24 protein-coding genes and 1 pseudogene are annotated in these 24,967 nt (G+C 68.7%); 12 read left to right on the top strand and 13 right to left on the bottom strand.

Going from position 1 to position 24,967, the window contains the following annotated elements; translation table 11 throughout:
* Nucleotides 1-721 precede the first annotated feature (721 nt).
* A complete protein-coding gene (locus ACFQ9K_RS30775) occupies nucleotides 722-1,045 on the top strand; it encodes a hypothetical protein (protein ID WP_378726727.1) in 324 nt (107 codons plus the stop codon).
* 122 nt (nucleotides 1,046-1,167) lie between these two features.
* On the opposite strand, the gene ACFQ9K_RS30770 is transcribed toward ACFQ9K_RS30775, so the two are convergent.
* Nucleotides 1,168-1,593 carry an MmcQ/YjbR family DNA-binding protein gene (locus ACFQ9K_RS30770; RefSeq protein WP_378726725.1) on the bottom strand — a complete coding sequence of 142 codons (426 nt, stop codon included), beginning with the start codon at nucleotides 1,591-1,593 and terminating at the stop codon, nucleotides 1,168-1,170.
* A gap of 566 nt (nucleotides 1,594-2,159) precedes the next feature.
* On the opposite strand from ACFQ9K_RS30770, the gene ACFQ9K_RS30765 reads away from it, so the two are divergent.
* From ACFQ9K_RS30765 to ACFQ9K_RS30755, 3 genes are all read left to right on the top strand, one after another.
* Nucleotides 2,160-3,377, top strand: coding sequence for a transcriptional regulator (locus ACFQ9K_RS30765; protein WP_378726723.1), 1,218 nt, complete (start codon nucleotides 2,160-2,162; stop codon nucleotides 3,375-3,377).
* Between the two features lie 99 nt (nucleotides 3,378-3,476).
* On the top strand, nucleotides 3,477-4,994 hold the full coding sequence (locus ACFQ9K_RS30760) for an aldehyde dehydrogenase family protein (RefSeq protein ID WP_378726721.1): 1,518 nt from the start codon (nucleotides 3,477-3,479) through the stop codon (nucleotides 4,992-4,994).
* The gene (locus ACFQ9K_RS30755; protein WP_378726719.1) at nucleotides 4,994-5,392 is read left to right on the top strand and encodes a DUF779 domain-containing protein; all 399 of its coding nucleotides are present in this window, start codon (nucleotides 4,994-4,996) and stop codon (nucleotides 5,390-5,392) included. The genes ACFQ9K_RS30760 and ACFQ9K_RS30755 overlap by 1 nt, the downstream gene beginning before the upstream one ends.
* A 165-nt stretch (nucleotides 5,393-5,557) precedes the next feature.
* Here the strand turns inward: ACFQ9K_RS30755 and ACFQ9K_RS30750 are convergent, their stop codons facing one another.
* The gene (locus ACFQ9K_RS30750; protein ID WP_378983911.1) at nucleotides 5,558-7,111 is read right to left on the bottom strand and encodes a succinic semialdehyde dehydrogenase; all 1,554 of its coding nucleotides are present in this window, start codon (nucleotides 7,109-7,111) and stop codon (nucleotides 5,558-5,560) included.
* A gap of 128 nt (nucleotides 7,112-7,239) precedes the next feature.
* Entirely contained in the window at nucleotides 7,240-8,721 is a 1,482-nt protein-coding gene (locus ACFQ9K_RS30745) for a hypothetical protein (RefSeq protein ID WP_378721719.1), read from the bottom strand.
* Between the two features lie 213 nt (nucleotides 8,722-8,934).
* Here ACFQ9K_RS30745 and ACFQ9K_RS30740 point away from each other — a divergent pair, with 213 nt between their 5' ends.
* The 5 genes from ACFQ9K_RS30740 (at nucleotide 8,935) to ACFQ9K_RS30720 (ending at nucleotide 12,970) form a co-directional block, all read left to right on the top strand.
* Nucleotides 8,935-11,319 carry a nitrate- and nitrite sensing domain-containing protein gene (locus tag ACFQ9K_RS30740; RefSeq protein ID WP_378721721.1) on the top strand — a complete coding sequence of 795 codons (2,385 nt, stop codon included), beginning with the start codon at nucleotides 8,935-8,937 and terminating at the stop codon, nucleotides 11,317-11,319.
* A 2-nt stretch (nucleotides 11,320-11,321) separates the two neighbouring features.
* Nucleotides 11,322-11,747: a roadblock/LC7 domain-containing protein gene (locus ACFQ9K_RS30735; protein ID WP_364733329.1), complete on the top strand. Its 426-nt coding sequence runs from the start codon at nucleotides 11,322-11,324 to the stop codon at nucleotides 11,745-11,747.
* Nucleotides 11,744-12,118, top strand: a complete 375-nt coding sequence (locus ACFQ9K_RS30730; protein ID WP_378721723.1) for a DUF742 domain-containing protein — start codon at nucleotides 11,744-11,746, stop codon at nucleotides 12,116-12,118. Before ACFQ9K_RS30735 ends, ACFQ9K_RS30730 begins: the two co-directional genes overlap by 4 nt.
* Nucleotides 12,099-12,698 (top strand): ATP/GTP-binding protein, encoded by a 600-nt coding sequence (locus tag ACFQ9K_RS30725; protein WP_378721725.1) that lies wholly within the window; start codon nucleotides 12,099-12,101, stop codon nucleotides 12,696-12,698. Before ACFQ9K_RS30730 ends, ACFQ9K_RS30725 begins: the two co-directional genes overlap by 20 nt.
* Before the next feature lie 65 nt (nucleotides 12,699-12,763).
* On the top strand, nucleotides 12,764-12,970 hold the full coding sequence (locus ACFQ9K_RS30720; RefSeq protein ID WP_378721726.1) for a hypothetical protein: 207 nt from the start codon (nucleotides 12,764-12,766) through the stop codon (nucleotides 12,968-12,970).
* Between the two features lie 3 nt (nucleotides 12,971-12,973).
* Here the strand turns inward: ACFQ9K_RS30720 and ACFQ9K_RS30715 are convergent, their stop codons facing one another.
* From ACFQ9K_RS30715 to ACFQ9K_RS30700, 4 genes are read right to left on the bottom strand one after another with little or no spacing between them, the layout of a single operon-like run.
* On the bottom strand, nucleotides 12,974-13,471 hold the full coding sequence (locus tag ACFQ9K_RS30715) for a hypothetical protein (protein WP_378721727.1): 498 nt from the start codon (nucleotides 13,469-13,471) through the stop codon (nucleotides 12,974-12,976).
* Between the two features lie 31 nt (nucleotides 13,472-13,502).
* On the bottom strand, nucleotides 13,503-13,898 hold the full coding sequence (locus tag ACFQ9K_RS30710) for an NUDIX domain-containing protein (protein WP_378721729.1): 396 nt from the start codon (nucleotides 13,896-13,898) through the stop codon (nucleotides 13,503-13,505).
* Entirely contained in the window at nucleotides 13,883-15,646 is a 1,764-nt protein-coding gene (locus ACFQ9K_RS30705; protein WP_378721731.1) for a hypothetical protein, read from the bottom strand. Before ACFQ9K_RS30705 ends, ACFQ9K_RS30710 begins: the two co-directional genes overlap by 16 nt.
* Before the next feature lie 51 nt (nucleotides 15,647-15,697).
* Entirely contained in the window at nucleotides 15,698-16,177 is a 480-nt protein-coding gene (locus ACFQ9K_RS30700) for a winged helix-turn-helix transcriptional regulator (RefSeq protein ID WP_378721755.1), read from the bottom strand.
* A gap of 54 nt (nucleotides 16,178-16,231) precedes the next feature.
* Between ACFQ9K_RS30700 and ACFQ9K_RS30695 the strand changes: the two genes are divergently transcribed.
* Complete coding sequence (locus ACFQ9K_RS30695) at nucleotides 16,232-17,035, top strand: acyl-CoA thioesterase (protein ID WP_378721733.1); 804 nt, start codon at nucleotides 16,232-16,234, stop codon at nucleotides 17,033-17,035.
* 15 nt (nucleotides 17,036-17,050) lie between these two features.
* Nucleotides 17,051-18,496: an MFS transporter gene (locus ACFQ9K_RS30690; RefSeq protein ID WP_378721734.1), complete on the top strand. Its 1,446-nt coding sequence runs from the start codon at nucleotides 17,051-17,053 to the stop codon at nucleotides 18,494-18,496.
* A gap of 114 nt (nucleotides 18,497-18,610) precedes the next feature.
* Here the strand turns inward: ACFQ9K_RS30690 and ACFQ9K_RS30685 are convergent, their stop codons facing one another.
* The 3 genes from ACFQ9K_RS30685 to ACFQ9K_RS30675 are packed head-to-tail and all read right to left on the bottom strand — an operon-like array spanning nucleotide 18,611 to nucleotide 21,090.
* On the bottom strand, nucleotides 18,611-19,723 hold the full coding sequence (locus ACFQ9K_RS30685; protein ID WP_378721735.1) for a winged helix DNA-binding domain-containing protein: 1,113 nt from the start codon (nucleotides 19,721-19,723) through the stop codon (nucleotides 18,611-18,613).
* A 15-nt stretch (nucleotides 19,724-19,738) separates the two neighbouring features.
* On the bottom strand, nucleotides 19,739-20,689 hold the full coding sequence (locus tag ACFQ9K_RS30680; RefSeq protein ID WP_378721736.1) for a M56 family metallopeptidase: 951 nt from the start codon (nucleotides 20,687-20,689) through the stop codon (nucleotides 19,739-19,741).
* Nucleotides 20,686-21,090 carry a BlaI/MecI/CopY family transcriptional regulator gene (locus tag ACFQ9K_RS30675; RefSeq protein WP_378721737.1) on the bottom strand — a complete coding sequence of 135 codons (405 nt, stop codon included), beginning with the start codon at nucleotides 21,088-21,090 and terminating at the stop codon, nucleotides 20,686-20,688. Before ACFQ9K_RS30675 ends, ACFQ9K_RS30680 begins: the two co-directional genes overlap by 4 nt.
* 129 nt (nucleotides 21,091-21,219) lie before the next feature.
* On the opposite strand from ACFQ9K_RS30675, the pseudogene dinB reads away from it, so the two are divergent.
* Nucleotides 21,220-22,453, top strand: a pseudogene (dinB, locus tag ACFQ9K_RS30670) (DNA polymerase IV).
* Nucleotides 22,454-22,498: 45 nt separating this feature from the next.
* On the opposite strand, the gene ACFQ9K_RS30665 reads toward dinB, so the two are convergent.
* The 3 genes from ACFQ9K_RS30665 to ACFQ9K_RS30655 all read right to left on the bottom strand — a co-directional run bounded on the left by ACFQ9K_RS30665 (nucleotide 22,499) and on the right by ACFQ9K_RS30655 (nucleotide 24,964).
* Complete coding sequence (locus ACFQ9K_RS30665) at nucleotides 22,499-22,912, bottom strand: nuclear transport factor 2 family protein (protein ID WP_378721738.1); 414 nt, start codon at nucleotides 22,910-22,912, stop codon at nucleotides 22,499-22,501.
* Between the two features lie 66 nt (nucleotides 22,913-22,978).
* Entirely contained in the window at nucleotides 22,979-23,857 is an 879-nt protein-coding gene (locus tag ACFQ9K_RS30660) for a phosphoribulokinase (RefSeq protein WP_378721739.1), read from the bottom strand.
* A 30-nt stretch (nucleotides 23,858-23,887) separates the two neighbouring features.
* Nucleotides 23,888-24,964 (bottom strand): class 1 fructose-bisphosphatase, encoded by a 1,077-nt coding sequence (locus ACFQ9K_RS30655; protein ID WP_378721741.1) that lies wholly within the window; start codon nucleotides 24,962-24,964, stop codon nucleotides 23,888-23,890.
* Nucleotides 24,965-24,967 lie beyond the last annotated feature (3 nt).

The raw sequence follows: 24,967 nt of genomic DNA, 5'->3' as shown, positions 1-24,967 counted from the left end.
CCTTCTGATTTCCCGCAACGAAAATCGCATGCAAATCCCGGTTCGGGAAATCAGAAGGCGTGCGGCGCGACTCGGAGCGTGCGATCCTGTTGCCGGGGGCGGCGAGTGGTAGGCGTCCGGCCGAATCGTCCAGGGGATCATCGAAGCTACCGTCGACCCTGTATCCGGCGCTGTGTTCGGATGGCGCGTCCTGGAGGGCCTGGGTGCGGCGGCGAGTGGCAGATGTACCGCCGAATCGGCCAGGGCGTCATCGGAATAACCGCTGCCCCGTCACCGGCGCTGTGGTCGGAAGGCGTGTGGCGCGACTTGGAGGGCGCGACCTTATTGCCCGGGTGCGGTGCCAGTCCAGTTGAGCATCGTCGACTGAGCCTGGCCGGGCATCAGTGCATCCTGAACCGATCCGGGCTCGAAATCAGTCGGCACGAGTACTTGCGTGTCGCTGGGTGGCGGACCGAGCTATCGGACCCGATCGGGCTTCCAGCCTGGTGCACGGCGGGATCGCTCGACTTGCCCACTTCGTACCCCGGCGTTGTGTCCGGAGCGGGCGCACCCGAACTCGGGGTTCGCGGTGCCTCTGGGCGTTCGAGATCGGTGCGGATCTCGGGAGGGGGTGTGGATTTGGTGATCGTGGGTCGTGGTGACGGTGTGGGAGGGGTTCGGGGCTTTAGGGTGGTGGGGATCGCCGCGGATGGCCGGGCGACGAAGCATTCAGGAGGAGCACATGAACGCCACGTTGTCACGGACCGGGCGGACCGGCCTCGGGATCGCGGCGGTCGCCCTGATGCTCGCCGGGTGCACCGATGTCCAGCGCGCGCTCAACCGCGGCGGCGACACTCCGTGCAGCGAGTACGTCAAGCAGAGCCAGGACGACAAGCGCATGACGATCACCAAGTTCGTCAAGCAGCAGACCAACGACGACCACGAACCCGCGGGCACCACCGTCGACGCCACCATGGTCTCGGTCGACATTCTCTGCGGCGGTCAGCGCAACGCCGAGACCCCCATCAAGAACGCCGACGTAGCAGGCATTTTCATCAACAAGTGAGGCCGACGTGCAGTCGATGCATCACCGCATCGACTGCACGCCTCGCTCGGCCCGCGTGCGCAAGCGATCACCGAGGGACTGCACACGAGCCGCCCGTTCGGGCAGGAAAGACGGCACAGTACTCAGGTGTTCGGCGGATGCGCGGCCAACCAGTCGGCGGCGCGTCTGCGGGAGGCGCGCGACAACCAGGCGTCCTGGACGACCTCGGACAGCTCGGCGACACTCAGCTCGCCGATCCGGCTGCCACGGACCAGCACCGAGGGATGACCGTCGAAATGTGCGGTGGTGAAGAACGGCAGCCCCGGATCCTGCACCAGCGCCTGCTTGTCCGAATCCGACGGCACCCAGAACATGATCACGTCGCGGTACCGTTCACCGGTCTCGGCATCGAACGCATCGGGGCGCGGCGTGCGAAAGAACACGAACGACTTGCCGCCGACCTGGTACACCGGATTACCGGCGGGGCCGTCGATCCGCGTCACATGCGGCATGCCCGTCGCCAGTTCATGCACGTCAGCGAGCTCGGCCCGCCGCGAAACGGTAGCCATACCAGCAGCATAACGACGCACCCAGCCAGCGGAGACCGGCAAACCCAGCATCAACCCCGACGCCCTGCCAATCCTCTACCAGCGCAACAGCACACCCAGCGAACACCACCCAGCCCAGCGCAGACCGGCAAACCCGCAGAGCCCAGCGATCCCCCACGAAACCTAGTCAATAGACCACCTCGTACAGCTCGGCACACTCAACTCGCCGATTCGACTGCCACACACCAGCACCGACGGATGGCCGTCGAAATCCTCCAACGGCGCACCGGTCAGTACCATCCAGGCGAGCAGAGCTCGAACACCCGGAACCCCCTAGCGCTCAACGGGACATGACCGTGCCGCTACTCGCACATTGACTCACCCATGTCCCGTTGAGCCTCGTCCACCAGGTTGGTCCGGAACAGACCGTGCGGGGCTGGGGCGAACACGCTGTGCGCCACGCCGGGAAACCTCGCGCCGCCCCCATGGGGACCGTTCGGTTTGCCGACAAACCCTCCCGCCGTCGTCGTGCGTACGCCAGAATGAGAGAGCGAATGTGACTTCACACGACGATGGGGTTCCCCGAAGTGGCACAGTTCCGCACCCTGACCCAGCAGCGGGCCGAACTGGAAAAGGAATGGGAGCGCTGGGCTACGGCCCCGAAAATCGCGACCCCGCCGGACCGACCGACGTTGCTGCGCACCGACGTCGCGCAATCCTGGCAACGCTCGCTGCACACCGTCGACCCGGCGGTCACCGTCGCGCCCGGCCTCGACGACATCGGCGACGCCTGGGCCCAGTCGCCGCTACGCACCCCGATCACCGAGCTGTCCGCGGACCTGCGCGGCATCACCGAGGACGCGGGCTACCTCGCCGTGGTCACCGATGACGCGGGCACCATCATGTGGTCGTGCGGCGACCGCACCCTGCGCAGGCAGGCCGAGGACGTGAACTTCGCCCCCGGCGGCTGCTGGGACGAAACCCACATGGGCACCAACGGATTGTCGCTGGCCCTGCACGACGACCGCCCGTGCTCGGTGTTCTCCGCCGAACACCTCGTCGCCGCCCTGCACGGCTGGGTCTGCTACTCCGCCCCGATCCACGCCCCCGACGGCAGGCAGGTCGGGGTGCTCGACCTGTCCAGTTCCTGGGATCGCTCCCATCCCGCGGTGATGACCTCGGTCCGCGCGCTGGTGACCGCCGTGGAAACCATGCTGCGCGTCGCCGAACCCGCGCCGACGCCGGGCGTGCGCCTCGAATGCCTGGGCACCGCACGGCTGTTGCGCGACGGCCGCCCGGTCCCGTTGCCGCCGCGCCAGCTCGAGATCCTCGCGCTGCTGGCCCTGGAACCCGACGGCTTCACCCCCGAACAGCTGCACGCCGCGGTCTACGGCGACCGCGCGGTCTCCACCAGCACCCTCAAAGCCGATGTCTCACACCTGCGCCGGGCCACCGGCGGCGAGATCAGCAACCGCCGCTACCTGCTCACCGGCCCGGTCGCCTGCGATGCGGTGGACTTGCTGGCCGCCGTTGCGGCCGGCGACACCACCTCCGCAGTGTGGCTCTATCGCGGCCCGCTGCTGCCCGGCTCGGACACCCCCGGCGTGGTGCAGTGGCGCGCGTATCTCGATGTCGGCGTGCGCAACGCGGTCCTGGCCAGCGATCGAGCCGAACACGCGGTCGCGTTCGGGGAACGCGCGCCCGGCGATATCGAGGTGCACGAGCATGCCCTGCGCCTGCTCCCCCTCGACGACGTGCGCCGGGCCGTGGTCGCCGCCCGGTTGCACACCGCGCTGCGCAGCTGAGGCCCGCGGTTGCGAAGGTTGAACCTTCCACACCAACCTCGCGCCAACCTTCACCGGCCATAGTGGCCCTCTCAGAGTGAATCTGTGAGGAGCGAAGCCATGATCTACGCCAGACCGGGGACCGACGCCGGCATAGTCAGCTACGCCACCCGGTACGACAACTTCATCGACGGCGACTGGGCCGCACCCATCGAAGGCCGCTACTTCGACAACCCCTCGCCGGTCGACGGCGAAACGTTCTGCGCGATAGCCCGATCCAGCGCCGCCGACATCGACCTGGCCCTGGAGGCCGCGCACGCCGCCGCCCCGCGCTGGGCCGCCACCTCGGCCGCGCAGCGCGCCGCGATCCTGCACCACATCGCCGACCGGATCGAGGCCAGCCTCGAACCCCTCGCGGTCGCCGAGACCTGGGACAACGGCAAACCCGTCCGCGAAACCCTGGCCGCGGATCTGCCGCTGGCCGTCGATCACTTCCGCTACTTCGCCGCCGCGATCCGCGCCCAGGAGGGCAGCGTCGCCGAAATCGACGGCGACACCGTGGCGTATCACTTCCACGAGCCGCTCGGCGTGATCGGGCAGATCCTGCCGTGGAACTTCCCGATCCTGATGGCGGCGTGGAAGATCGCGCCCGCCCTGGCCGCGGGCAACTGCGTGGTGCTCAAGCCGGCCGAGCAGACCCCGGCCTCGATCATGCTCGTGGTCGAGCTGATCGCGGACCTGCTGCCGCCGGGAGTGCTCAACGTGGTCAACGGATTCGGCGTCGAAGCCGGAAAGCCGCTGGCGTGCAGTGCGCGGGTGGCGCAGCTGGCGTTCACCGGCGAGACCACCACCGGGCGGCTGATCATGCAGTACGCCAGCGAGAACATCGTCCCGATCAGCCTGGAGCTGGGCGGCAAGAGCCCCAACATCTTCCTGCCCGACGTCATGGCCGACGACGACGCGTTCCTGGACAAGGCGATCGAGGGTTTCGGCATGTTCGCCTTCAACCAGGGCGAGGTCTACGCCTGCCCGTCGCGCGCGCTGATCCACTCCTCGATCTACGACGAGTTCCTGGCCCGCTGCGTGGCCCGCACCGAGGCGATCGCCGGTGGTGACCCGCTCGACGAAGCCACCATGATCGGGGCCCAGGCCAGCAACGACCAGTACGAGAAGATCCTGTCCTACATGGACATCGGCAGACAGGAGGGTGCCCGCGTCCGCACCGGCGGCGAGGCGCGCAAGGTCGAGGGCCTGCCCGGCGGCTACTACATCCAGCCCACCATCTTCGAGGGCAACAACACCATGCGGGTGTTCCAGGAGGAGATCTTCGGGCCGGTGGTCGCGGTGACCCGGTTCGACACCGTCGAGGAAGCGGTGCGCATCGCCAACGACACCCTCTACGGCCTCGGTGCCGGGGTGTGGACCAGGGACGGTGGGACCGCCTACCGGATGGGTCGCGCGATCAAGGCGGGCCGGGTCTGGACCAACTGCTATCACGCCTTTCCCGCGCACGCCGCGTTCGGCGGCTACAAGAAATCCGGCATCGGCCGGGAGAGCCACAAGATGATGCTGAATCACTACCAGCAGACCAAGAACCTGCTGGTCAGTTATTCGCCGACGAAGCTGGGGTTCTTCTGATGCAGCAATATCGAACCCACCGGGTCGCCATCACCGAGCGTGCCCGAACCGTGTTGCGGCAGTTGATCGAATGCCACGGCGCGGTGCTGTTCCACCAGTCCGGCGGCCGTGCCGAGGGCAACTCACCGGTGTGCCTGCCGGTGCGCGAGTTCCGCATCGGCGGCGCGGACGTGCTGCTGGGCTATCTGCCCTGGCACACCGAATTCTGGATGAGCGCAGAGCAATACGAGCTGTGGAAGCACACCCACGTCACCGTGGACGTGGCCACCGGGCGCGGCAGCAGCTGCTCGCTGGAGGCGCCGGAGGGCGTGCGTTTCCTGCTGCGCTCGCGGCTGCTCAGCGACGAGGAGGTGGCGACCCTGCCGCCGCCGTATACCGGTGCGGATCGGCTGACCTAGACCACCGGTCGCCCCGAGCCCGCGCGATCGGACCGGATGATCGCACGGTATGGGCGTGCTCCGTATTCGCGACCATGTGCGGATGCGGAGGGGTACGCGCGCCCGTCGGGGTGACCGGCCGGCGGCGTCCGCCAGGTGGCGCACGACCACCTGGCGGACGCTGGCTCAGCGGCCGGGCAGGAACCGCAGGCTGCGCGCGACCGTCATCAGGAACCGCTGCCACTTGTCCTGCGAAACCATCGGCGGCGCGTCCAGATTCAGGAACCGGGTGACCACCACGGTCTGCGGTTCGGTGAACTTGAGCAGCCCGTCCGGGCCGTGGCGGCGGCCGACCCCGGAGATGCCCATGCCGCCCATCGGCGCGGCCGTGCTTCCCCACGCGGGCGCGTAACCCTCGTCGACGCACACGGTGCCCGCGTGCAGCTGCGCGGCGATGCGTTCGCCTTCGGACTTGCTCGACGCCCACACGCTGGCGTTGAGGCCGTACTCGGTGTCGTTGGCCAGCCGGATCGCCTCGTCGACGGAGTCGACCGGGTAGATCGACACCAGCGGGCCGAAGGTCTCGTTGCGCCCGCACTCCATGGCGTCCGTGACGTCGGCGAGCACCGTCGGTTCGAAGAACAGCGGGCCCAGATCCGGGCGCGCCTTGCCGCCGGCGAGCACCGTGGCGCCCTTGGAGGTGGCGTCGGCGACGTGCTTGGTCACCGTCTCCAGCTGTGCCTCGGAGATCAGCGACCCGATATCGGCCGAATAGTCGTAGGCGGCACCGAGTTTGGCGGCCTCGACCGCGGCGACGAACTTGTCGGTGAACTCCGCGGCGATCGCGCGTTCGACATAGAGCCGTTCGATCGAGATGCACAGCTGTCCGGCGTTGGAGAAGCATGCGCGCACCGCGGCCTTGGCGACCTTGTCCAGGTTCGCGCCCTCGGCCACGATCATCGGGTTCTTGCCGCCGAGTTCGGCGGAGAAGCCGATCAGCCTGCGTCCGCACTGCTCGGCCAGGGTGCGCCCGGTCGCCGAGGAACCGGTGAACATCAGGTAGTCGCACTGGTCGACGATGGCGGTGCCGACCACGGTGCCCGGGCCGGGCACGACCGCGAGCAGATCGCGCGGCAGCCCGGCGCGGTAGAGCAATTCGGCGTTGGCCAGTGAGGAGAACGGGGTCTGGCTGTCCGGTTTGACCACCACGGCGTTGCCCGCGATCAACGCCGGGATCGAGTCGCCGATGGACAGCAGCATCGGATAGTTCCACGGCGCGACGACCCCGACGACGCCCTTGGGCTGGGTCCGCACCGAGGCCCGGTTGAGCACCGGGAACGCGCCCGGAACGCTGTGCGGGGCAAGCAGTTTCGCGGCGTTCCTGGCGAAGTAGCGGGCCGCGAAGATCAAGCCCATGATCTCCTCCTGGGCCGCCCAGCGCGCCTTGCCGGTCTCGGCCTGCACCACGTCCATCAGGAACTCGCGGTGCTCGACGATCAACGCCCGATACCGCTCCAGCACCGCCGCGCGATCGGCGACCGGCCGCGCCGCCCAGCGCGCCTGCGCGGCCCTGGCCTTCTCGAACGCCGCCGTCACATCCTCGGCCGTGCCCACCGGAACGGTGCCCAGCGGCGTGCCGGTGAACGTCTCGGCGATCGTCTTGCGCGAACGAGCGTCGGGACCGTCGATCGCGGCCAGCGCGCTCAGACGATCGAAGACGGCAGCTTCCGGCGCGGGCATCGTTGCCTCCTACGTAAGTGTTCGATGCGATCTCGTGTAACCGCGAGATACACACAATCTACGCTGGAGAGCGGGCTGACCACGCAGGTATGTCGGTCGACACGCGATAGTCCGGGCCGCCGACATTCTCACGCGGTGAGCCATGCCTGCCGGAACTTCTCCCGGTCCGCCGAGCCGGCGGACTGCCACACCCAGGTCAAAATGCCCATCGCCATGGCGGTCACCTGTTCGAACAGGTTGGCCACCAGGGCGAGCAGGTCATCGAATCGCAGCTCGTCGACCTGCGGTGGCCGGTTCTTTCCATACACGTGGTTGATCAGCACGCGGTCGCCGTCCACCACGTAGTCGTAATGTGCCGAGGCGTTACGCAGGAGTGGATCGATCCCGTCGGCCAGCCCCGGAACGTCGGCGCGGAGGCTTTTGAGGACCGCGGGAAAGCCGCGGTGCCTGCCGCGGGCATCGGCGTCGAAGGCGGACTCCGCGCCGGTCGAGATCTTGCTCGCGACCACGATGATCTGGCCGTAGAGCTGATAAGGCCCCTCGGCGACTCGCATGCTGATATCGAGGGCGTCGTCGACCCATCCCCGCCGCTCGCGCGAGCTTTCGATCAGGCGGACCAATCGCTCGTGCTGTTCGACGAGCTTGCGCCAGGCGGTCGAGCTCTGTGCCACGAATTCGTCGAGCGTCGTCGTCCAGTCCGGCGCCGCCCGAGTCGCCGCGTCCAGGACCGACCGCGTCAGCGCTACCCGCTCGGCTCGCCGGCCGGGATCGTGCATGCTCCTCGACGTCGCGGCCAGCGGAAGGAGCGGTCGGAGCAGAACCGGGTCCTTGGCGGCCAGATCACCCAACTCGGCGAAGACAACCGCCGCCGCGGTCCCACTGAGCAGAAATTCCGGCCCGTGCCGCAGGGGCTGCAGCAGGTTACAGGCTTCGGCGACCGCCGGACCGGCGGAGTCCAGCAGGCCCTGGCCGTGTGTCATCCGCTCGATCGCGACACTGACCGTCGGTGCGGTCAGCGTCGTGCAGAAGCCGACGATCGCTGAGGCGAACATGAGGACACCACGGATCAGCGTGCGATGGGTGGAGAGCAGATTCGGTGGACCGGGATTGTGCTTGAGCGACAAGGAAACATCGATCACCTCGTTGGCCAGGGCCAGCAACGTGGTCCACGCGACCCGGGTGTGCTCGGCTTCGGGATCGCTGAAATCCCCGCTGCCCATCGCGGCGGGGAGCGCATCCGCCCACCGGAGAAAGTTCGGCAGCATCAGCGTTTTGAGCCACACCTCGTACCGGCCGTCGGGTCCGCGCGCTCCTCGATCCGAATGCGGGCAGTTGTAGGCGTATTCGAGTCGCTCCTGGAGGCGGACAAGGTCGGCGCCGAAGTGCCGGACCCGGGCTTGAACGTGACGATCGGGCAGATCATGCGCGGATCCACACTCGGGGCAGGCACCCTCACCGCGATCGAGGCTGTAGATCGCGCCGCAGTCCTCGCATCCGAACACCCCATAGCTGAGCGTGAATCCGCCGGCGGTGCGCGGCGGTCCGCCGGGAACCAGCGTCGGCGAGCCACAGATTGTGCACTGGGACAACGTGTCCAGCGACAGGGTCACACCGCATCGCGTGCATGTTTGCAAATCAGTTCCTCCCCCGATCACCCATCCCGGCGATCCGGGAATCATACGTCGGCGGTGAACGCCGCCTACGTGGCGGGATTTGCCGCTCGAACCCGGCCCTGAGCGCGATCGTGGCGGTGAAGTCAATTCCAGTCCCACTCAGCGGGACACGACGGCCGTGCGGTTGGTTTTGTGGTTTAGGTTGTGCCGATGTTCAGAGCGAGGCTCGGGGTTCGTACGCGGATTCTGGCAATCGCGCTCATTCCGAGCTTGACTCTGCTTGTAGTCGGCGTGGGCGCAGCGGGATATCTGGTAGCCGAGGGGACCACGGCCAAGGAATGGGCGGTCCAGAATCAGAAGGCCATCCCGCACACCCGGGAGTTGATGGAGGCGGTCCAGCAGGAACGCCGCCTGACCCTGGCCCAGCTCGCCGGTGACGACACCGTTCCCCCGGCCCTGGCCGCGGCGCGCATCCGCCTCGACGGCGCCATGCGCGGACTGATCGAGGCCTCCACCGGACTGCGCAAGGTCGACGACTCCAAGATCGGCGACGACGTCGCGGGCTTCAACACCCTGCTCAGCCAGATGACCCAGGTCCGCATGGCCACCGACGCGGGCCAGCTGCCGCCGTCGGACGCCTACATGTTCTACAACCGCATCCTCGACGTCATCTCCGTCGGCACCGAGATCGCCGAACAGTCCGCCCCCGACACCGAGATCGGCATCGCCATCGCCGACGGCATGCGCTTCCTCAACGCCGCGGAATCGATGTCGCGCAGCAACGCCCTCGGCGTCATGCTCGCCACCGCCAACGGCCCCACCCCGATCCCGATCGAGGAGTTCCTGCGCCAGGTCGGCTTCTACCACAACGAAATCGGCAACCTGGCCGCCGAATTCCCCACCGGCCCCATGCACGACCGGCTCCAGCAGCTCACCGGAAGCACCAACTGGCAGCAGCTGTCGCTGATGGAAACCGCGCTCGCCCAACGCTATTTCGCCGCGCAGGCCGCCACCACCAGCTCGTCGAGCGGAGCGAACTCCACGAGCGGCTCCTCGAACAGTTCATCGAGCAGCTCGACCGGCAGTTCGAAGCTGCCCGCCCTGCCGCTGTCGACCACCGACTGGCAGAACGCCGCCGCCGAGGTCAACCGCGCGATGATCGACGTGTGGATCTCGCAGAACCGCCGCTCCCAGGAACTGGCCGAGGACAAGGCGAACACCTCCGCCGCCAACTCCCTCTACGCCGGCGGCGGCGTGCTCGTGGTCAGCATCGCCGCCTTCCTGATCGCGCTCGTGCTGGCCAACCGGATCATCCGCAGGCTCAAGCGACTGCGCAAGCAGACCTTCGCCCTCGCCGACGAGCGACTACCGGAGACCATGCGCAGGCTCAACGCGGGCGAAACCATCGACCCCGCCGCCGAGACCCCGGTCCTCGACTTCGGCCATGACGAGATCGGCCAGGTGGCCAGGGCATTCCAGCACGCGCACGCCGCCGCCATCGGCGCCGCGGTCGCCGAGGCCCGCACCCGCGAGGGCGTCAAGGCGGTGTTCCTCAACATCGCCCACCGCAGCCAGATCGTGGTGCACCGCCAGCTCGAGATCCTCGACGAAGCCGAACGGCGCCAAGAGGATCCGGCCCTGCTCGACACCCTGTTCCGGCTCGACCACCTGGCCACCCGCGAACGCCGCAACGCCGAGAACCTCACCATCCTCGGCGGCGGCCAGCCCGGCCGCCAATGGCGCAACCCGGTGCCGCTGATGGATCTGGTGCGCAGCTCGGTCGGGGAAACCCTCGACTACGCCAGAGTGCGGGTGTCGCGGCTGCCGGAGGTGCACGTCGTCGGCACCGTCGTCGCCGACCTGATCCACCTGCTCGCCGAACTCGTCGACAACGCCACCGCGTTCTCCCCGCCGCAGTCGCGCGTCGAGGTCAGCGGCAACGTGGTCGGCAAGGGCGTGGTCACCGAGATCAGCGACCAGGGCATGGGCATGCCCGACAGCGAACTCACCCGCTTGAACGACATGCTGCGCACCCCACCGGATTTCGGTGTCGCGGCGCTGTCGGCGGACTCGCGGCTCGGACTGTTCGTGGTCGCCCAGCTCGCGGTGCGCCACGGGGTCACGGTGCGGCTCGCGGAATCCGACTACGGCGGCATCAAGGCCATCGTGCTCATCCCGTCCGCGCTGATCGTCGCCGATTCCATTCCGGCACAGACCCCTTCGGAACTCACCGACCCCGGCCGGCGCCGGCGGCTGGCCACGCCGATGACCAGCGAACCCGCCGGACCCGCCGAGGCCGCCCAGCCGGTCACCGGTTCGGTCGCGACCCTGGCCATCGAATCCCCCGCGCCCTACGGCCCGCGACCGCACATCCCGCCCGCCCCGCAACCTGACGGTGACGGCCGCCCCGCACTGCCGCGGCGCAGCAGGCAGACCAACCTCGCACCGCAACTGGCCGAGCCCGCTCCCGAACCACCCGCCCCCGCGGCGCCGGCCCGCTCGGCCGAACAAGCTCGTGATCTGATGTCCGCCATCGAGAACGGGACCAGGCAGGGCCGACGCTCCGCCGTCGTCCCGGACGAACAGGAAGGTTAGGGGTGTCCTCTTCTCCCACAGGTGATCTCAATTGGCTGCTCGACGATCTCGTCGACCGGCTGGCCGGGGTGCGCCACGCGGTGGTGCTGTCCACCGACGGACTGTTACTGGGGCGCTCCAGCGCGATGACCCGTGAGGACGCCGAACACTTCGGCGCGATGTCCTCGGCGCTCTACGGTCTCGCGCGCAGCGCGGGCAACCGATTCGACGGCGGCGGCGTGCGCCAGGCCGTGATCGAACTCGACCGGGCCGTGCTGTTCGTCACCTCCGCCGGCGACAACGCATGCCTTGCGCTGCAGGCGATCGAGTCCGCGAACCTGGGCATGGTGGCCTACGAGATGAACCTCACCGTCCAGCGCGTCGGCAACTACCTGTCCACCACGCCACGGCACGACCTCGTCGGACAGGGTGAATCGAATCTGTCATGACCCACCCGCGTGAGCCCTGGTTCGACGAAGCGGCAGGCCCGCTGGTCCGCCCGTACGCGGTGACGCGCGGGCGAACCAGCGGGGCGGGCCCCGAACTGGACATGCTCACGTCCGTGGTCACCGACGACTCGGCCGGCGCCTCGCGCCGGATGGAACCCGAATACGCCGATATCCTTCGGCTGTGCCGTGTTTCGCAAACGGTGGCCGAAGTATCGGCTCAGTTGCGTTTACCGCTCGCGGTGACGAAGATCCTCGTCGGCGACCTAATCGGCGACGGGCAACTCATATTCCGGGCTCCCGTCCCGACGGAAGCCGGGCCCGAAGACCTCAACATATTGCGAGCGGTACTGGATGGAATCCGAAAACTTTGACCCCAGCGGCACGCCGCACCTGGCCGCCTCGGTCAAGATCCTCGTCGCCGGCGGGTTCGGCGTCGGTAAAACGACCATGGTGTCGGCGATCAGCGAGGTCGCGCCCCTGCGCACCGAGGAGCTGATCACCGAGGTCAGCACCGGTGTCGACGATCTGTCCGGCGTGGAACAGAAGACCACGACCACGGTCGCACTGGACTTCGGCAGGCTCACCATCGACAAGGACCTGGTGCTATATCTGTTCGGCACCCCGGGACAGGACCGCTTCTGGTTCCTCTGGGACGAGCTGGCCCGCGGCGCGCTCGGCGCGGTCGTGCTGGCCGACACCCGCAGGCTCGGCAATTCCTTTGCCGCCGTTGACTTCTTCGAGCGGCGGCGGTTGCCGTTCATCGTCGGGGTCAACTGTTTCGACGGTGCGCCGGTCTACACGATCGAGGAGGTGCGCGACGCGCTCGACCTCGATCCCAACACCCCGGTGCTGCTGTGCGATGCCCGCGACCGCGGTTCGTGCAAGACGGTGCTGATGACGTTGGTGGAGCACCTCATCGAACGCGTGCAGCGTCCGATCGTCACCACCTGAGTCCCCGGCGGCCCCGAGCGCTTCGGGGCTGCCGGTTCGCACACCGTTCGAAGAGAGTCAGGTATATGCGTATCGAACGAACCCTTGCCGCCGTGGTGGTTTCCGGCGCCCTTGTGCTGCCCGCCGCGCCCGCGGTGGCCGCCCCCGCTTCGATACCGATGGTCGCGGCCGCGCAGGAGTCCGGATCTGCCACCTACGCACGCGAATTCGGGTACTTCATCGTGTGCTTGATCAAGGGCCAGTTCGTCGGTTCGAAGTTCCCGCTCTGCTGAACCTCACACCTGCCGCACCCAGGACACGAACAGCAGCGCGCCCGCCGCGCACAGCAGCACCGTCAGTGCGACCGGCCAGCGCGGCCCCGCACGCCCGAGAATCGCGCGGGTGAGCCGAACCTGCAGCGCGCCGATTCCGGCGACCAGCGCCAGCCACACCGGCAGCGACGCCACCCCGATCAGCGCGTGCACCGACCAGGCGCCGGCCAAAGTCGGCCCGCCCCAGGCATTCCCGTAGCCGCCGGAGGTGAGCAGCGGGTAGCACACGCCCCGCACCGCGCCGAGCACGGCCAGGAACGCCAGAAACCAGGTCACCACCCCGAGCGCGCCGCTGAGCAGCGAATGCCAGAACGCACGCGCCGCCGAATACTTGCGCGGATTGACCCATTCGCCGAGCAGGCGCCGCGGCACCCGCAGTCGCGGCGGGATCGGGCCTGCCGCCAGCGGCACCGCCCACAGGGCATAGGCCGCCGCGCGCAGCCACGCCAGGACCAAACTCATAGCGCCGACCGTAGCGCGTTGCGCCTGCGGCTCAACGCAATCGGCCCGCATCCACCAGATCGTCGAACAGCAGCTGATCCACCGGCGGCACGAGCGCCCGATCGGCGTAGCTGAACCACGCCATCTCCTCGATCTCGCTGCTCGCGGCCAAGGTGCCGTGATAGTCGGCGGTATAGCAGCTCATCCGCACGACCTGCGCGGGTCCGTGCGCAGCCTCGTAGGTGCCGACGTGGGCGACCGTCTCGGGCAGCAACGCGACGGTGAGCTCCTCTTCGATCTCCCGCAGCAGGGTTTGCAGATCGGTCTCCGCGCCCTCGCGTTTGCCACCGGGAATATAGAAGACGTCCTTGCCGCGCGGCCGCGCACACAGGATGCGCCCGCCCTCGATCCGCACCCACGCCACCGTGTCGATCAGCTGCCCGTCCACCCACGCACCCTAACCACCGCTTCCCCGGTCCCGCGCACGCGACACCGGAACTCGCGGGTTAGATCGGCAGTGCGCCGCGACGTGGGTAGTGCCGCAGGGCGGCAGGCACCGCCAGCAGCCCAGAGCCCTGGACCCGGGTGTGGGCACCCAGATTCTCCAGGTCCACCGACAAGCGCTGTGCTGCTGCGCGCGCCGAATACCCGGTCCTGCAAGGCACTTGCCGGCTCGAGGTCCTCGTCATCGTCCGGCGAGTGCGCCTCGCCGGCATGCTCGCGCAGCATGTCCAGGTAGGCCGTGACCTGACCCGGCTCCGATGTCGCGCGTCGACGGTCGCCGGCTTGCAGCCACGCGTAGAGCCGATCGAGCGGTGCGTCCGGATCGATCTCGTCCGACCGGCGGATGCGCACCTGCCCGGCGGACACGCAATGCATGCGGATGGCACCGTCTCGCGCGATGCACCACTGGCTCCGGCACCCTGGTGCGTAGTCGTCGACGAATTGCTCATACCAGTGGGCGGTGCCGAAGCGCAGGCTCAATTCCTCCAGGCGCAGATACATCTCGGACTGTTTCTCACCAGTGGGCATGTGTGGTTTCGCTGCCCAGGTGGTGTCCTTGAAGAACACCAAGGTCCAGCCGTCCAGTACGGGAGTGAGGAAAACCTCGGGGTAGAGATCCCACGACTGCGGCGCCGAGTCGTCCGCTCCGAAGCCCAGGTCGGTCCAATAGCCGGGGTACATGGTCAGCGGCACTGTCCCTTGCCACGGCGCGAACCCCATCCGCATGGTTACCGCGACCGGGTCGCGGAGATCGAACGCCGCCAGGACCGCGGCGTGATCGGCGGTCGGCAACGCGAACCACGACCCGGACAACCGCTGGAAATCCACTGGCGCGGGTGTTTCGGTCCGCTGTTTCATCCGGATCAACCGATGCAGCACCGTCAGATCGTCCGGTGCGAGGTAGTTCCACCCGAACTCGGCAAGCATCGTCATCGCGGCGCGCCGCGTCACCCGGTCGGACCGCGGCACCGACCGCAACGCACCCACCGCACCCGTGCCGAACACGCACAGATCCGAGATCGCCTCGTGGCGGACGTTGTCGAGCGAACTGCCCAGCAGCGCCGAGACGATGGGCAGATGCCTGCATCGGTGCGCGGCAACGAAATCCTCGTCCGCGCAGTCGCCGGAGAACGGACAGGAAACCATCGCCGGGGGCGATTGCTCGGGCAGGAACTCGGGCACGCGGGTGTCGCCGGGAAGTCCGAGCGTGATCCACAGGCGTTCACCCAGGCCGCCTTTCGGCGAAGCGGTCAACGCCTCGACCAGGGTCGTGAAGTTTCCGGGACGGCGTAGCACCTCGATACAGTCCGGCCAGGCGTAGTCGACACGCTCATCCCCGAGCAGATCCAGCGTCAGCGTGACGAAGGGCTGCCGTCCTGGCCCCCGGGTGTCGATCCGCGGTGCCCGGCTTCGGATCTGCGGATCGGGGTCGGTCAGCAGCCGCCGAAATTGGTCGATGTCGAAACCGTCCACCAGCAGGGCGACGAAGTTGCCGCGATCCTGCTCGCCGACCACGCGATCCAGCGCCGCCCAGGCCTGCCCGCGGACCTCCGGGTCCACGTCGGCGGCGAGCCGCCGCGCCTCGCTCAACCGGGCGCCCACCTCCCCATCGCGCAGCAACCACCAATGTTGGGGCGCCAGTGAGCGTTCCGCCAACAACACCCGCAACCGATCCAGGTCGATCTCCATCACATCCACAAGCTAACCCTTCACCCCGGCACAGGCCGGACCGCCGGCCTTCGCCTAGTGCACCGGGATCGGGAGCAAGGCCGGGGTGCGGGCGCCGGGACCCAGGACCGCGTGCAGGTCGGCGAGGGCGACGTGTTCGCCGCAGTGCGAGCAGACCGGCTCGACCACCGCGGTGTGCTGGCAGGTGTTGTGCACGAGCTCGAGCGGCGGGCCGGACGGCGCGGCCCACTCGTCGCCCCACTGCCGCATCGCGGTGACGACCAGCCACAGTGAGCGGCCCTTCGGAGTGAGGCGGTAGTCGTGGCGAACCGGGTTGTCCTGGTAGGGCTCCCTGGTCAGGATGTCGTGCTCGACGAGGTGCTCGAGGCGCTGGGTGAGCACGTTGCGGGCGATGCCGAGGCGCTCGCGGAAGTCGTCGAAGCGGGTCACGCCGAGCAACGCGTCGCGCACGATCAGCAGCGTCCACCACTCGCCGACCACCTCGAGGCATTGGGCCAGCGAGCAGTTCATGTCTTCGAAGCTCGTCCTGCGCATGACCACCAGCATAGTCGGTTGCTTCATGAAACTCGCTCACCTATGGTTCGTTGCATGATGCAACTCACTGGGCGATCGGTCAGCGACGTGTTCGCGATCGCCGAAACCGACTATCGGATCTGGCAGGCGTATGTGGACCGATCGTGGCGCGGCTGGACCGGGCCGCACGGCGGGGTGATGGCGGCGATGCTCGTCGAGGTGGCGCGCCGGGCCGGCGGGAGCGAATTGCCGGTGCGCGCGGTGGATCAGCGGTTTCTCGGGCGACCACACGAGGGGGCGTTCACTTTTCGGGCCACCACGCACGCGGTGGGCCGCAGCACCGTGGTGATCGACGTGCAGGCGTATCAGGGTGCCGGGCTGATGGCTTCGGCGTCGGTGACCTTCGGCCGCACCGTCGCGACGGCCATCGCCGAGCGTCGCCCGGCGCCCGTGCCGGACGTGCCCGGCCCCGAGGACTGCTCGATCTTCGCGCTGCCGCCCGACATCACCCCGGTCGGAGCGCATTTCGAGATCCGCCCCGCGGCGGGCCCGTTGCCGCTGACCGGCGCGGCGGAATCCATGATGTGCGCCTGGATCTCGATGGTTCCCCGCATGCCCGTCGACGCGGCGACGCTGGCCATCCTGGTCGACGCCCTGCCGCCGGCGCTCTTCCCGACCCTCAGCGCGCCGGTCGCGGTCCCCACCGTGGCGCTGTCGATGCACCTGCACACCGACCTGCTCGACGTCCCGCAACCGGTGCTGGTGCGGGCGACCAACGCCTCCACCGCCGGCGGCTGGGCCGTCGACGATGTCGACCTCTGGGACCGCGACGGCCGAATGCTGGCCTCCGCCAGGCAAACCCGCCGCGTGCGCGGCTGAATCGGAGAAATCGTCATGACTGTTCGTTCCGGACCGCGGGCCGATTCGCGGATCGTGTTCGCCATCGTCTCGATCGGCGTATTGCTGTCGAGCCTGGACCTGTTCATCGTCAATGTCGCATTGCCCGACATGGCGGTCGATTTCGGCGGCGCCGGGATCGCCGGATTGTCGTGGGTGCTCAACGCGTACGCGATCGTGTTCGCCGCGCTGCTGGTGCCCGCCGGGCGACTCGGGGACCGCGGCAGCAACCGGAGGACCTTCCTGATCGGGCTCACCGTCTTCGTGATCGGGTCCGCGCTGTGTGCCACCGCGTGGGATGTCGGTTCCCTGGTGGCGTTCCGGGTGGTGCAGGCCGTCGGCGCGGCGATGCTCATTCCCACCTCGCTCGGCCTGGTGCTCGCCGCGACGGTGCCCGAGCGCAGGCCGGTCGCGGTCCGGTTGTGGGTGGCCTTCGGTGGGCTCGGTGCCGCGCTCGGCCCGGTGCTGGGCGGCATCCTGGTCGAATTCGGTTGGCGCTGGGTGTTCTTGGTGAACGTCCCGCTGGGCGTCATCGCCGTTGTGCTCGGCCTGCGCCGGTTGCCCGATCCGCCCGGTGACGGCGGACGACTGCCGGACCTGCCCGGCGCGCTGCTGCTCGTCGGCACCATCGCCACGTTCGTGCTCGCGTTGGTCAAGGGCGAGGACTGGGGATGGTCATCGGCCGGAGTCCTGCTCGCGTTCGCCGCCGCCGTGCTGCTGGCGATCGCCTTCGTCGTCTCCTCCGCCCGCCACCACAGCCCCGTCGTCGATCCCGCGCTGCTGCGCGCCCCCAATTTCGCGCTGATGGCCGGGAATTCGATCTTCTTCCACATGGCCTTCGGCGCGATGCTGCTCTCCTCGGTGCTGTGGGCGCAGAACATCTGGGGCTGGTCGGCCCTGCGCACCGGCCTCGCCATCGCCCCCGGACCGCTCGTCGTCCCGATCGTCGCGATCCTGGCCGGCAAACTCATCGCCCGCGTCGGCGCGGGCCCGGTCATCGCCGCCGGCGGCCTCGCCTTCGCCGCGGGCATGCTCTGGTGGACCCAATCGATCACCCTGCACCCGGATTACGCCGGCGGCCTCCTCGGCGGCATGCTCGTCAGCGGCCTCGGCGTCGGCCTCAGCCTCCCCACCGCCTTCGCCGCCGGCACCAGCGCCGTCCCGCCCCAGCGCTTCGCCACCGGCTCCGCCGTCCTGAGCATGGCCCGCCAAATCGGCCTTGCCCTCGGCGTAGCCCTCTTCGTCGCGGTCCTGGGCACCCCCACCACCCCCGACGCCACCCTCGAGGCGTTCCACCGCGGCTGGTACGCCACCGCCGCCGTAGCCCTCCTCGCCGGCCTCATCGGCGTGGCCGCCAAAATGCCGTCACCCACTGCCCCGCAACCAGATCCGAACACCACCGACTCCCCTCGACCGACACCAACAATCCAGGTACCGAGCTGACACCCGCACGCCTGTCCGCGGTCGGCAGCTACCCCGACACCGCCGCAGACCTGCTGATTTCCCGCACAGCGAATGGCATGCGATTTCTTGTGCGGGAAATCAAGTGGTGTGCGGCTATTGGGGGGCGGCTTGGACCGGGAGGGAGTCGCGGCCGAGGGCGGTGGCCAGGTGGGATACGGCGGCGTCGAGGCCGGTTTTCGGGAGAGGGGCGCCGTCGAACATCGAGAGGGTGATCGCGTCGTCGGTGAGGTCCCAGGTGCCGACGATGCGGCCTGCGGATACGACGATCGGGGAGATCCAGCCTGCGGTGCGACTGACTTTGGCGCGGTGGTCGCCGGGTAGCAGGACGGTGTCGTTGGTGCCGGGACCGAGGACGTACTGGTCGAAGCCGCCCAGTAGGTGCACCGCGGTGGTGGGCTCGGTGGTGGCGAGGTCGTCGAGGTGTTCGGTCAGCACGTAACCGGCGCGGCCGTCCACGTCGACCTGGGTGAGGGTGTCGCCCAATTCGGAGAACCAGCGGCGCAGAACGGTTTTGCGGAGACTGCCGCGGCTGAGCCAGGCGTCGAAGATCTCGGGGGTCGCGGGGCCGTAGGCGCCGAGGTAGGCGGTGATCGCGCGCGGGCCGGCGACGTCGGGTTCCGGGATGCCGGGCCAGCCCTTGATCAGCTGGGCCGGATCGGCGAACGTGATCTTGGTGCCCTGTGCGGGGCCGTGGCAGAGCGCGCCTTGCCAGGCAAGGGGTTTGAGCAGCGCGCCCCAGCCCGAACGCAGTTGCTCGCCGAGACGGTGATACGCCGGATCGGCGACGATGGCGTCGACCAGTTCCTCGCGGGTCAGTACGGCGCCGTCGAGAACGCGGCGAACCTCCTCGGTCAGGGCGGCGACGTCATCCGGCGAGGCGCCGAACGTGCGCTGCCATGAAGGCTTTTCCCAGGTGCGCGCGGAGGCGAGCAACGAAAGGCAGGCCGCGGCGAGATCCGGTTCGAGCGCATGCAGGGTGCCGCGCATCGCCCAGGTCTTGATCAGGGTGCCGTTGTCCAGCTCGGCGACCAGCGCACCGGCCCGCGGCGCCGAACTACGCAGGGCCACCGCCATTTCCGCGGCCGAGGTGACCTGCGCCTGCACCCCGCACAATCGGCCGACGATCTCGGCGACGCCGTCCGCGCGCGGCGCGACGAACTGTCGCCGCAACCGCCACGCGAAAACCTGATCCCAGGTCAAGCGCATGGGTACTCCTTCAGATCAGCCCAGCAAGGCACTGCAGAACGCTACCGTAGCCGCCGCCGACGCCAATCCCGTTACCGTCGCGGCGATCACCCCGAGCAGCGCGGTGCGCGTGGTCGCGCGCCGGAACGGGCTCACCGGATCCAGCAGCCGCTCGGCCCGGGCCAGCACCGCGGTCCCGGCCGCGGCCAGCGCGCCCTCGGGCAGCACCTCGGTCACCCCGAGGATCGCCAGCAATCCACCGAGCAGCGGTTCGGAACCATGCTTGTCGGCGGCCTTGTCATCGGCGCACATCTCCAGCAGCCGGGTGATCTCGGCGGTTCCTGCGGTGACCACCCGCAACCCCGGCAACGTCGTGGCGATCGCCCGCAGCACCGCGGTCAACGGCGCGTGCCTGCCGGACAGATGCGCCCGCTCGTGGGCCAGCACCGCGTCGAGCTGGTCCGGCGCCAGCGCGTCGAGCGCGGCGCTGGTGACGACGATCGTGTCCGGCCGCCCCGGCACGCAATAGGCTTGCCGCTCCGGCGAATCCAGCACCAGTGCGGCCACCCCCGGCACCCGCCGCCCGACCAGCCGCAACGCCTTCGCGTGCGCGTGGGTGCGCCTGCGCATCTCCCGCACCACCGACACCGCGCGCGCCACCACCGCCATCGTGCAGGTCGCGACCAACGCGCCGACGGCGAAGGTGACCGCCTTGGTCGCGCCGCTGCCGTCGTCGTGGATCGGGCTCCACAGAATGGTGAAGCAGGCGCGCAGCGCCTCGTGCGGATGTCCCCAGTAGGTGGCGAATTCGACGGTGAGCATGGTCGCGGCCGCCGCCCACGCGCCGAGCGTCACCGCGATCGCGACGACCCAGGCGATGATGCCGAGCCGGGGCGCGTTGCCCCGCCGGGTCAGCCGGGTCAGCACCGGCGGGCCGAGCGTGGCCACCGTGGCGCCGTACAGCATCAGTGTGATGGCCAGGGTCACGGCGCGGCGCCTTCGGCGCCCGGCGGTCCGTCCGGGGTCTTGCGGGCGGTGAGCCTGCGTAGCGCGGCCCGCAGGCCGGCCGATTCCTCGGCGCTGATCCGGTCGACGAAATGGCTCAGCACCAGATCGGAGCGCCCGCCCGCACCCAGCGCCTCGAGCATCAGCCGGGCACTGTGCTCCTCGCGGGTCAGCGTCGGCCAGTACCGGTAGGCCTTGCCGGAACGCTCCCGCGCCAGCCAGCCCTTGCGGTGCAGGTTGTCCATCGTGGACATGACGGTGGTGTAGGCGATGTCGCGCTGAGCGGACAGTTCGTCGAAGATCTCGCGCACCGTGGTGTCTTCCGCGTCCCGATCCCAGATGCGGTCCATGATCACCGCCTCCAGGTCTCCAAATCCGCGCACAGTACCGACTCCCTCATCCAAAAACGTGCCCTGCTGTCGGGCCAGCGTACCGGTTCGTCCGAATTGCTACGTAGTCAAGCCGTAGATTCGCCGATTCCCCTCGATCCTGTCGGTGGGTCATGCGAACATATGTTCGTGTCCGACGCGCCCGCCTCCCGCCCGCGGATCGTCGCGCGCGCCGAAGCGTCGATCCTGCACGCCGATCTCGATTCGTTCTACGCCTCGGTCGAGCAGCGCGACAATCCACGGCTGCGCGGCAAGCCGGTGATCGTCGGCGGCGGTGTCGTGCTGGCGGCCAGCTACGAGGCGAAAGCGTTCGGGGTGCGGACGCCGATGAACGGCGGGCAGGCGCGGCGGCTGTGCCCGCACGCGATCGTCGTGCCGCCGCGGATGTCGGCGTACGCGGCGGCGAGCAAGGCGGTGTTCGAGGTCTTCCACGACACCACGCCGGTGGTCGAGGGCATCTCGATCGACGAGGCGTTTCTCGACGTGGGCGGATTGCGGCGGATCGCGGGCGAGCCGATCGGCATCGCCGAGCGATTACGCAGCCGGGTGCGCGAGCAGGTCGGGCTGCCGATCTCGGTGGGTATCGCGCGCACCAAGTTCCTGGCCAAGGTCGCCAGCGCGGTCGCCAAACCCGACGGGTTGCGCGTCGTGCCGCCCGACGCCGAACTCGATTTCCTGCACCCGCTGCCCATCGAACGGCTGTGGGGCGTCGGCGAAGTCACCGCTCGCACGCTGCACGACCACGGCATCACCCGGGTCGGCCAGCTCGCCGACCTCGGCGAGCGCCCGCTGCGCGCGATCCTCGGCGCCGGGGGCGGCCCGCCACCTCTACGCCCTGTCCTGGGCCAGGGACCCGCGCCGCGTCGAGACCGGGGTGCGCCGGCGGTCGATCGGCGCCCAGCGCGCCCTCGGCCGGCGGTCGCGTCCACCCGACGAGATCGAGGCATACCTGCACGGGCTCACCGACCGGCTGGGCCGCCGGCTCCGCGCCGCCGACCGCATCTGCCGAACCGTGGTGCTGCGCCTGCGTTTCGACGATTTCACCCGGGCCACCCGCTCGCACACCCTGCCCGAGGCGACCGATCACACCGAAACTCTGCTGAGCGCCGCGCGATCGCTGCTGGCCACCGCCATGCCGATGATCGAGGAACGCGGCCTCACCCTGATCGGGTTGGCGCTGACCAACCTCGCCGACGCCGACCCGTTCCAGCTGTCGCTGCCGTTCGAGGCCCGCGCGACCAACACCCTCGACGCGACCCTCGACGAATTGCGCCACCGCTTCGGCTCCGCCGCCGTCACCCGCGCCGCACTGCTCGGCCGCGGCGAGGGGCTGTCGGTGCCGCTGCTACCGGACTGACGGTGGCGGCGATCCGCCTCGCCGCCGGTGCCGTTCCGGTCCGGGCTACGAGGCGGACTGCGCCTGCGCGGCGGCCAAGGCCTCTTCCTGAATCCGCGGGAACTGCGCGGCCATCGCCTCGGCGAGCGCCTGCGCGGCCGAGAGCGGCCGGATCATCACGGTGAGGCTATCGATCTTGCCCTCGTCGTCGTAGTGCAGGAAGTCGCATCCGTTGACCGTCTTCCCGTTCACCGTCGCCTCGAAGATCAGCGCGTGATCGCGCCCGTCCGGATTGGCGATCTCGCGCAGGTAGTGGAAGTCCTCGAATACGCGCAGCACACCGCGCAGGATCGCCGCGGTCAGCGCCTTGCCGGGGTACGGCTTGAACGCGACCGGGCTGGTGAACACGACATCGTCGGCGAGCAGCGCCTCGACCGCATCGGTGTCTCGGGCTTCGACGGCCTCGCGGAACGTGGTCATGACGGGCACCTCGCATATGCAACTCGTTGAATAGGGTCGGTTCGAGGGTAACCCAGGATCCGGCGATCAGCGAGAACGTTTCGGGCGCTTGTCCATCAGCCGCAGGATCAGCGGCGTGAAGATCAGCTGCATGGCCAGGTCCATCTTGCCGCCGGGCACCACGATGCAGTTCGGGCGCGACATGAACGAGTCGTGCAGCATCGACAGCAGGTAGGGAAAGTCGATCACCTTCGGGTCGGCGAAGCGGATGACGACGAAGCTCTCGTCGGCGGTGGGGATGCTGCGCGCGATGAACGGATTCGAGGTGTCCACCGTCGGCACGCGCTGGAAGTTGACGTAGGTGTGGGAGAACTGCGGGCAGATGTATTTCACGTAGTCGGGCATCCGGCGCAGGATCGTGTCGATCACCGCCTCGCTGGAATACCCGCGCTCGGTCTTGTCCCGGATCACCTTCTGAATCCATTCCAGATTCACGATCGGCACCACCCCGACCAGCAGATCCGCGTACTGCGCGACATTCACGCTGTCGGTGATCGCGGCACCGTGCAATCCCTCGTAGAACAGCAGATCGCTGCCCGGCGCGAGATCCGCCCACGGCGTGAACGTTCCCGCGGGCTGCCCGTGCTGCTTCGCCTCGAACTCGTCGTGCAGATACTTGCGCACCGAACCGACCCCGGTCTCGCCGTAATCGCGGAACAGCGTCTCCAGTTCCTTCAGCAGATTCGCCTCCTCCCCGAAATGCGAGAAGGTCGGATTGCGATTCTGCTCCGCCTCGGCCATCGCCAGCTGCATCTCGTTGCGGTCGTAGCGATGAAACGAATCGCCCTCCACCACAACGGCATTGATGCCTTCCCGGCGGAAGATCTCCTGGAATGTCCGGGTGACGCTGGTCGTTCCCGCACCGGATGATCCGGTGATCGCGACGACCGGATGTTTGACCGACATGACACCTCCTCGATTGCCGGACAACAGATTTCAGTGCGGCGCCGGTCGGAACAGCGACCGCGACCCGAACAGCGAGCTGTCGAAGACATGCCCGTCGTCGGGCTCGCTGTGATAGCGCTCGATCCGCTCGACCTCGTTGCGCGACCCGAAGATCAACGGCACCTGATGGTGCACCTGCTCCGGCGGCACCTCCAGGACTCGCTCGCCACCCGTGGTGGCCCACCCGCCGGCCTGCTCGACGATGAACGCGATCGGATTGGCCCCATAGAGCAACGACACCCGCCCCGGACGCACCGGCGGGCGGTTGTCGTGCGGATACAGATAGACCCCGCCCCTGGTCAGAATGTGGAAGGTGTCCGCGACCAGCGACGCCACCCAGCGCATGTTGAAATCGCGCCCGCGCGGCCCCTCCACGCCGTCCAGGCACTCGTGCACGTAGCGGCGCACCGGCCGCTCCCAGAACCGCTCGTTGGCGGCGTTGATGGCGAACCCGGAGGTGTCCTCGGGGATCCGCATCCGCGGATGGGTCAGCACGAACGCGCCGATCTCGCGGTCGAGGGTGAACCCGTCGACGCCGCTGCCGGTGGTGATCACCAGCATGGTCGCCGGACCGTACAGGGTGAACCCGGCGCAGACCTGCCGCACGCCGGGTTGCAGGAAATCGTCCGCGATGGGCGTGCCGTGCGCCCGCTCCGGGGCCCGTAGCACGCTGAAAATCGTTCCGACAGGCAGGTTCACGTCGATATTGGACGAGCCGTCCAGCGGGTCGAAGGCCAGCAGATACTTGCCCCGCCGATGCGGGTCGGGCACCGGATGGATGGCGGGCATCTGCTCCGACAGCAGCGCGGCCAGATGCCCGGTCCACTGGGTCTCCGACACCATGACGTCATTGGCGATGGCATCGAGCTTGTGGTGCACCGGCGGCGGATCCCCCTCGCCCATCCCCCGCTGCGACCCGACGATCGCGCCCCTGGTGACCTGGTTGGCGATGATCTTCGTCGCGGTGGCGACGACGTTCACCAGCGCGGAGAACTCCCCGGACGAGCCGGGGTGGCGGTGCTCCTCCTCGATCGTGTATCGGGTGAGCGTCTTCAGTCCCTCTGGCATGGG

It is taken from the genome of Nocardia sp. NPDC056564, assembly GCF_042793755.1.
Classification (GTDB): domain Bacteria; phylum Actinomycetota; class Actinomycetes; order Mycobacteriales; family Mycobacteriaceae; genus Nocardia.
This window is presented reverse-complemented; position numbering and strand designations above follow the sequence as displayed.

Bases quoted from the DNA above. Each gene is read 5' to 3' on its own strand.
- ACFQ9K_RS30730 (WP_378721723.1), top strand. From the start codon at position 11,744: ATGACCCACCCGCGTGAGCCCTGGTTCGACGAAGCGGCAGGCCCGCTG.
- ACFQ9K_RS30665 (WP_378721738.1), bottom strand. From the start codon at position 22,912: ATGACCACGTTCCGCGAGGCCGTCGAAGCCCGAGACACCGATGCGGTC.
- ACFQ9K_RS30715 (WP_378721727.1), bottom strand. From the start codon at position 13,471: ATGAGTTTGGTCCTGGCGTGGCTGCGCGCGGCGGCCTATGCCCTGTGG.
- ACFQ9K_RS30760 (WP_378726721.1), top strand. From the start codon at position 3,477: ATGATCTACGCCAGACCGGGGACCGACGCCGGCATAGTCAGCTACGCC.
- ACFQ9K_RS30685 (WP_378721735.1), bottom strand. From the start codon at position 19,723: ATGCGCTTGACCTGGGATCAGGTTTTCGCGTGGCGGTTGCGGCGACAG.
- ACFQ9K_RS30725 (WP_378721725.1), top strand. From the start codon at position 12,099: ATGGAATCCGAAAACTTTGACCCCAGCGGCACGCCGCACCTGGCCGCC.
- ACFQ9K_RS30695 (WP_378721733.1), top strand. From the start codon at position 16,232: ATGATGCAACTCACTGGGCGATCGGTCAGCGACGTGTTCGCGATCGCC.
- ACFQ9K_RS30740 (WP_378721721.1), top strand. From the start codon at position 8,935: ATGTTCAGAGCGAGGCTCGGGGTTCGTACGCGGATTCTGGCAATCGCG.
- ACFQ9K_RS30775 (WP_378726727.1), top strand. From the start codon at position 722: ATGAACGCCACGTTGTCACGGACCGGGCGGACCGGCCTCGGGATCGCG.
- ACFQ9K_RS30660 (WP_378721739.1), bottom strand. From the start codon at position 23,857: ATGTCGGTCAAACATCCGGTCGTCGCGATCACCGGATCATCCGGTGCG.
- ACFQ9K_RS30690 (WP_378721734.1), top strand. From the start codon at position 17,051: ATGACTGTTCGTTCCGGACCGCGGGCCGATTCGCGGATCGTGTTCGCC.
- ACFQ9K_RS30770 (WP_378726725.1), bottom strand. From the start codon at position 1,593: ATGGCTACCGTTTCGCGGCGGGCCGAGCTCGCTGACGTGCATGAACTG.
- ACFQ9K_RS30755 (WP_378726719.1), top strand. From the start codon at position 4,994: ATGCAGCAATATCGAACCCACCGGGTCGCCATCACCGAGCGTGCCCGA.
- ACFQ9K_RS30750 (WP_378983911.1), bottom strand. From the start codon at position 7,111: ATGCCCGCGCCGGAAGCTGCCGTCTTCGATCGTCTGAGCGCGCTGGCC.
- ACFQ9K_RS30720 (WP_378721726.1), top strand. From the start codon at position 12,764: ATGCGTATCGAACGAACCCTTGCCGCCGTGGTGGTTTCCGGCGCCCTT.
- ACFQ9K_RS30700 (WP_378721755.1), bottom strand. From the start codon at position 16,177: ATGCGCAGGACGAGCTTCGAAGACATGAACTGCTCGCTGGCCCAATGC.
- ACFQ9K_RS30655 (WP_378721741.1), bottom strand. From the start codon at position 24,964: ATGCCAGAGGGACTGAAGACGCTCACCCGATACACGATCGAGGAGGAG.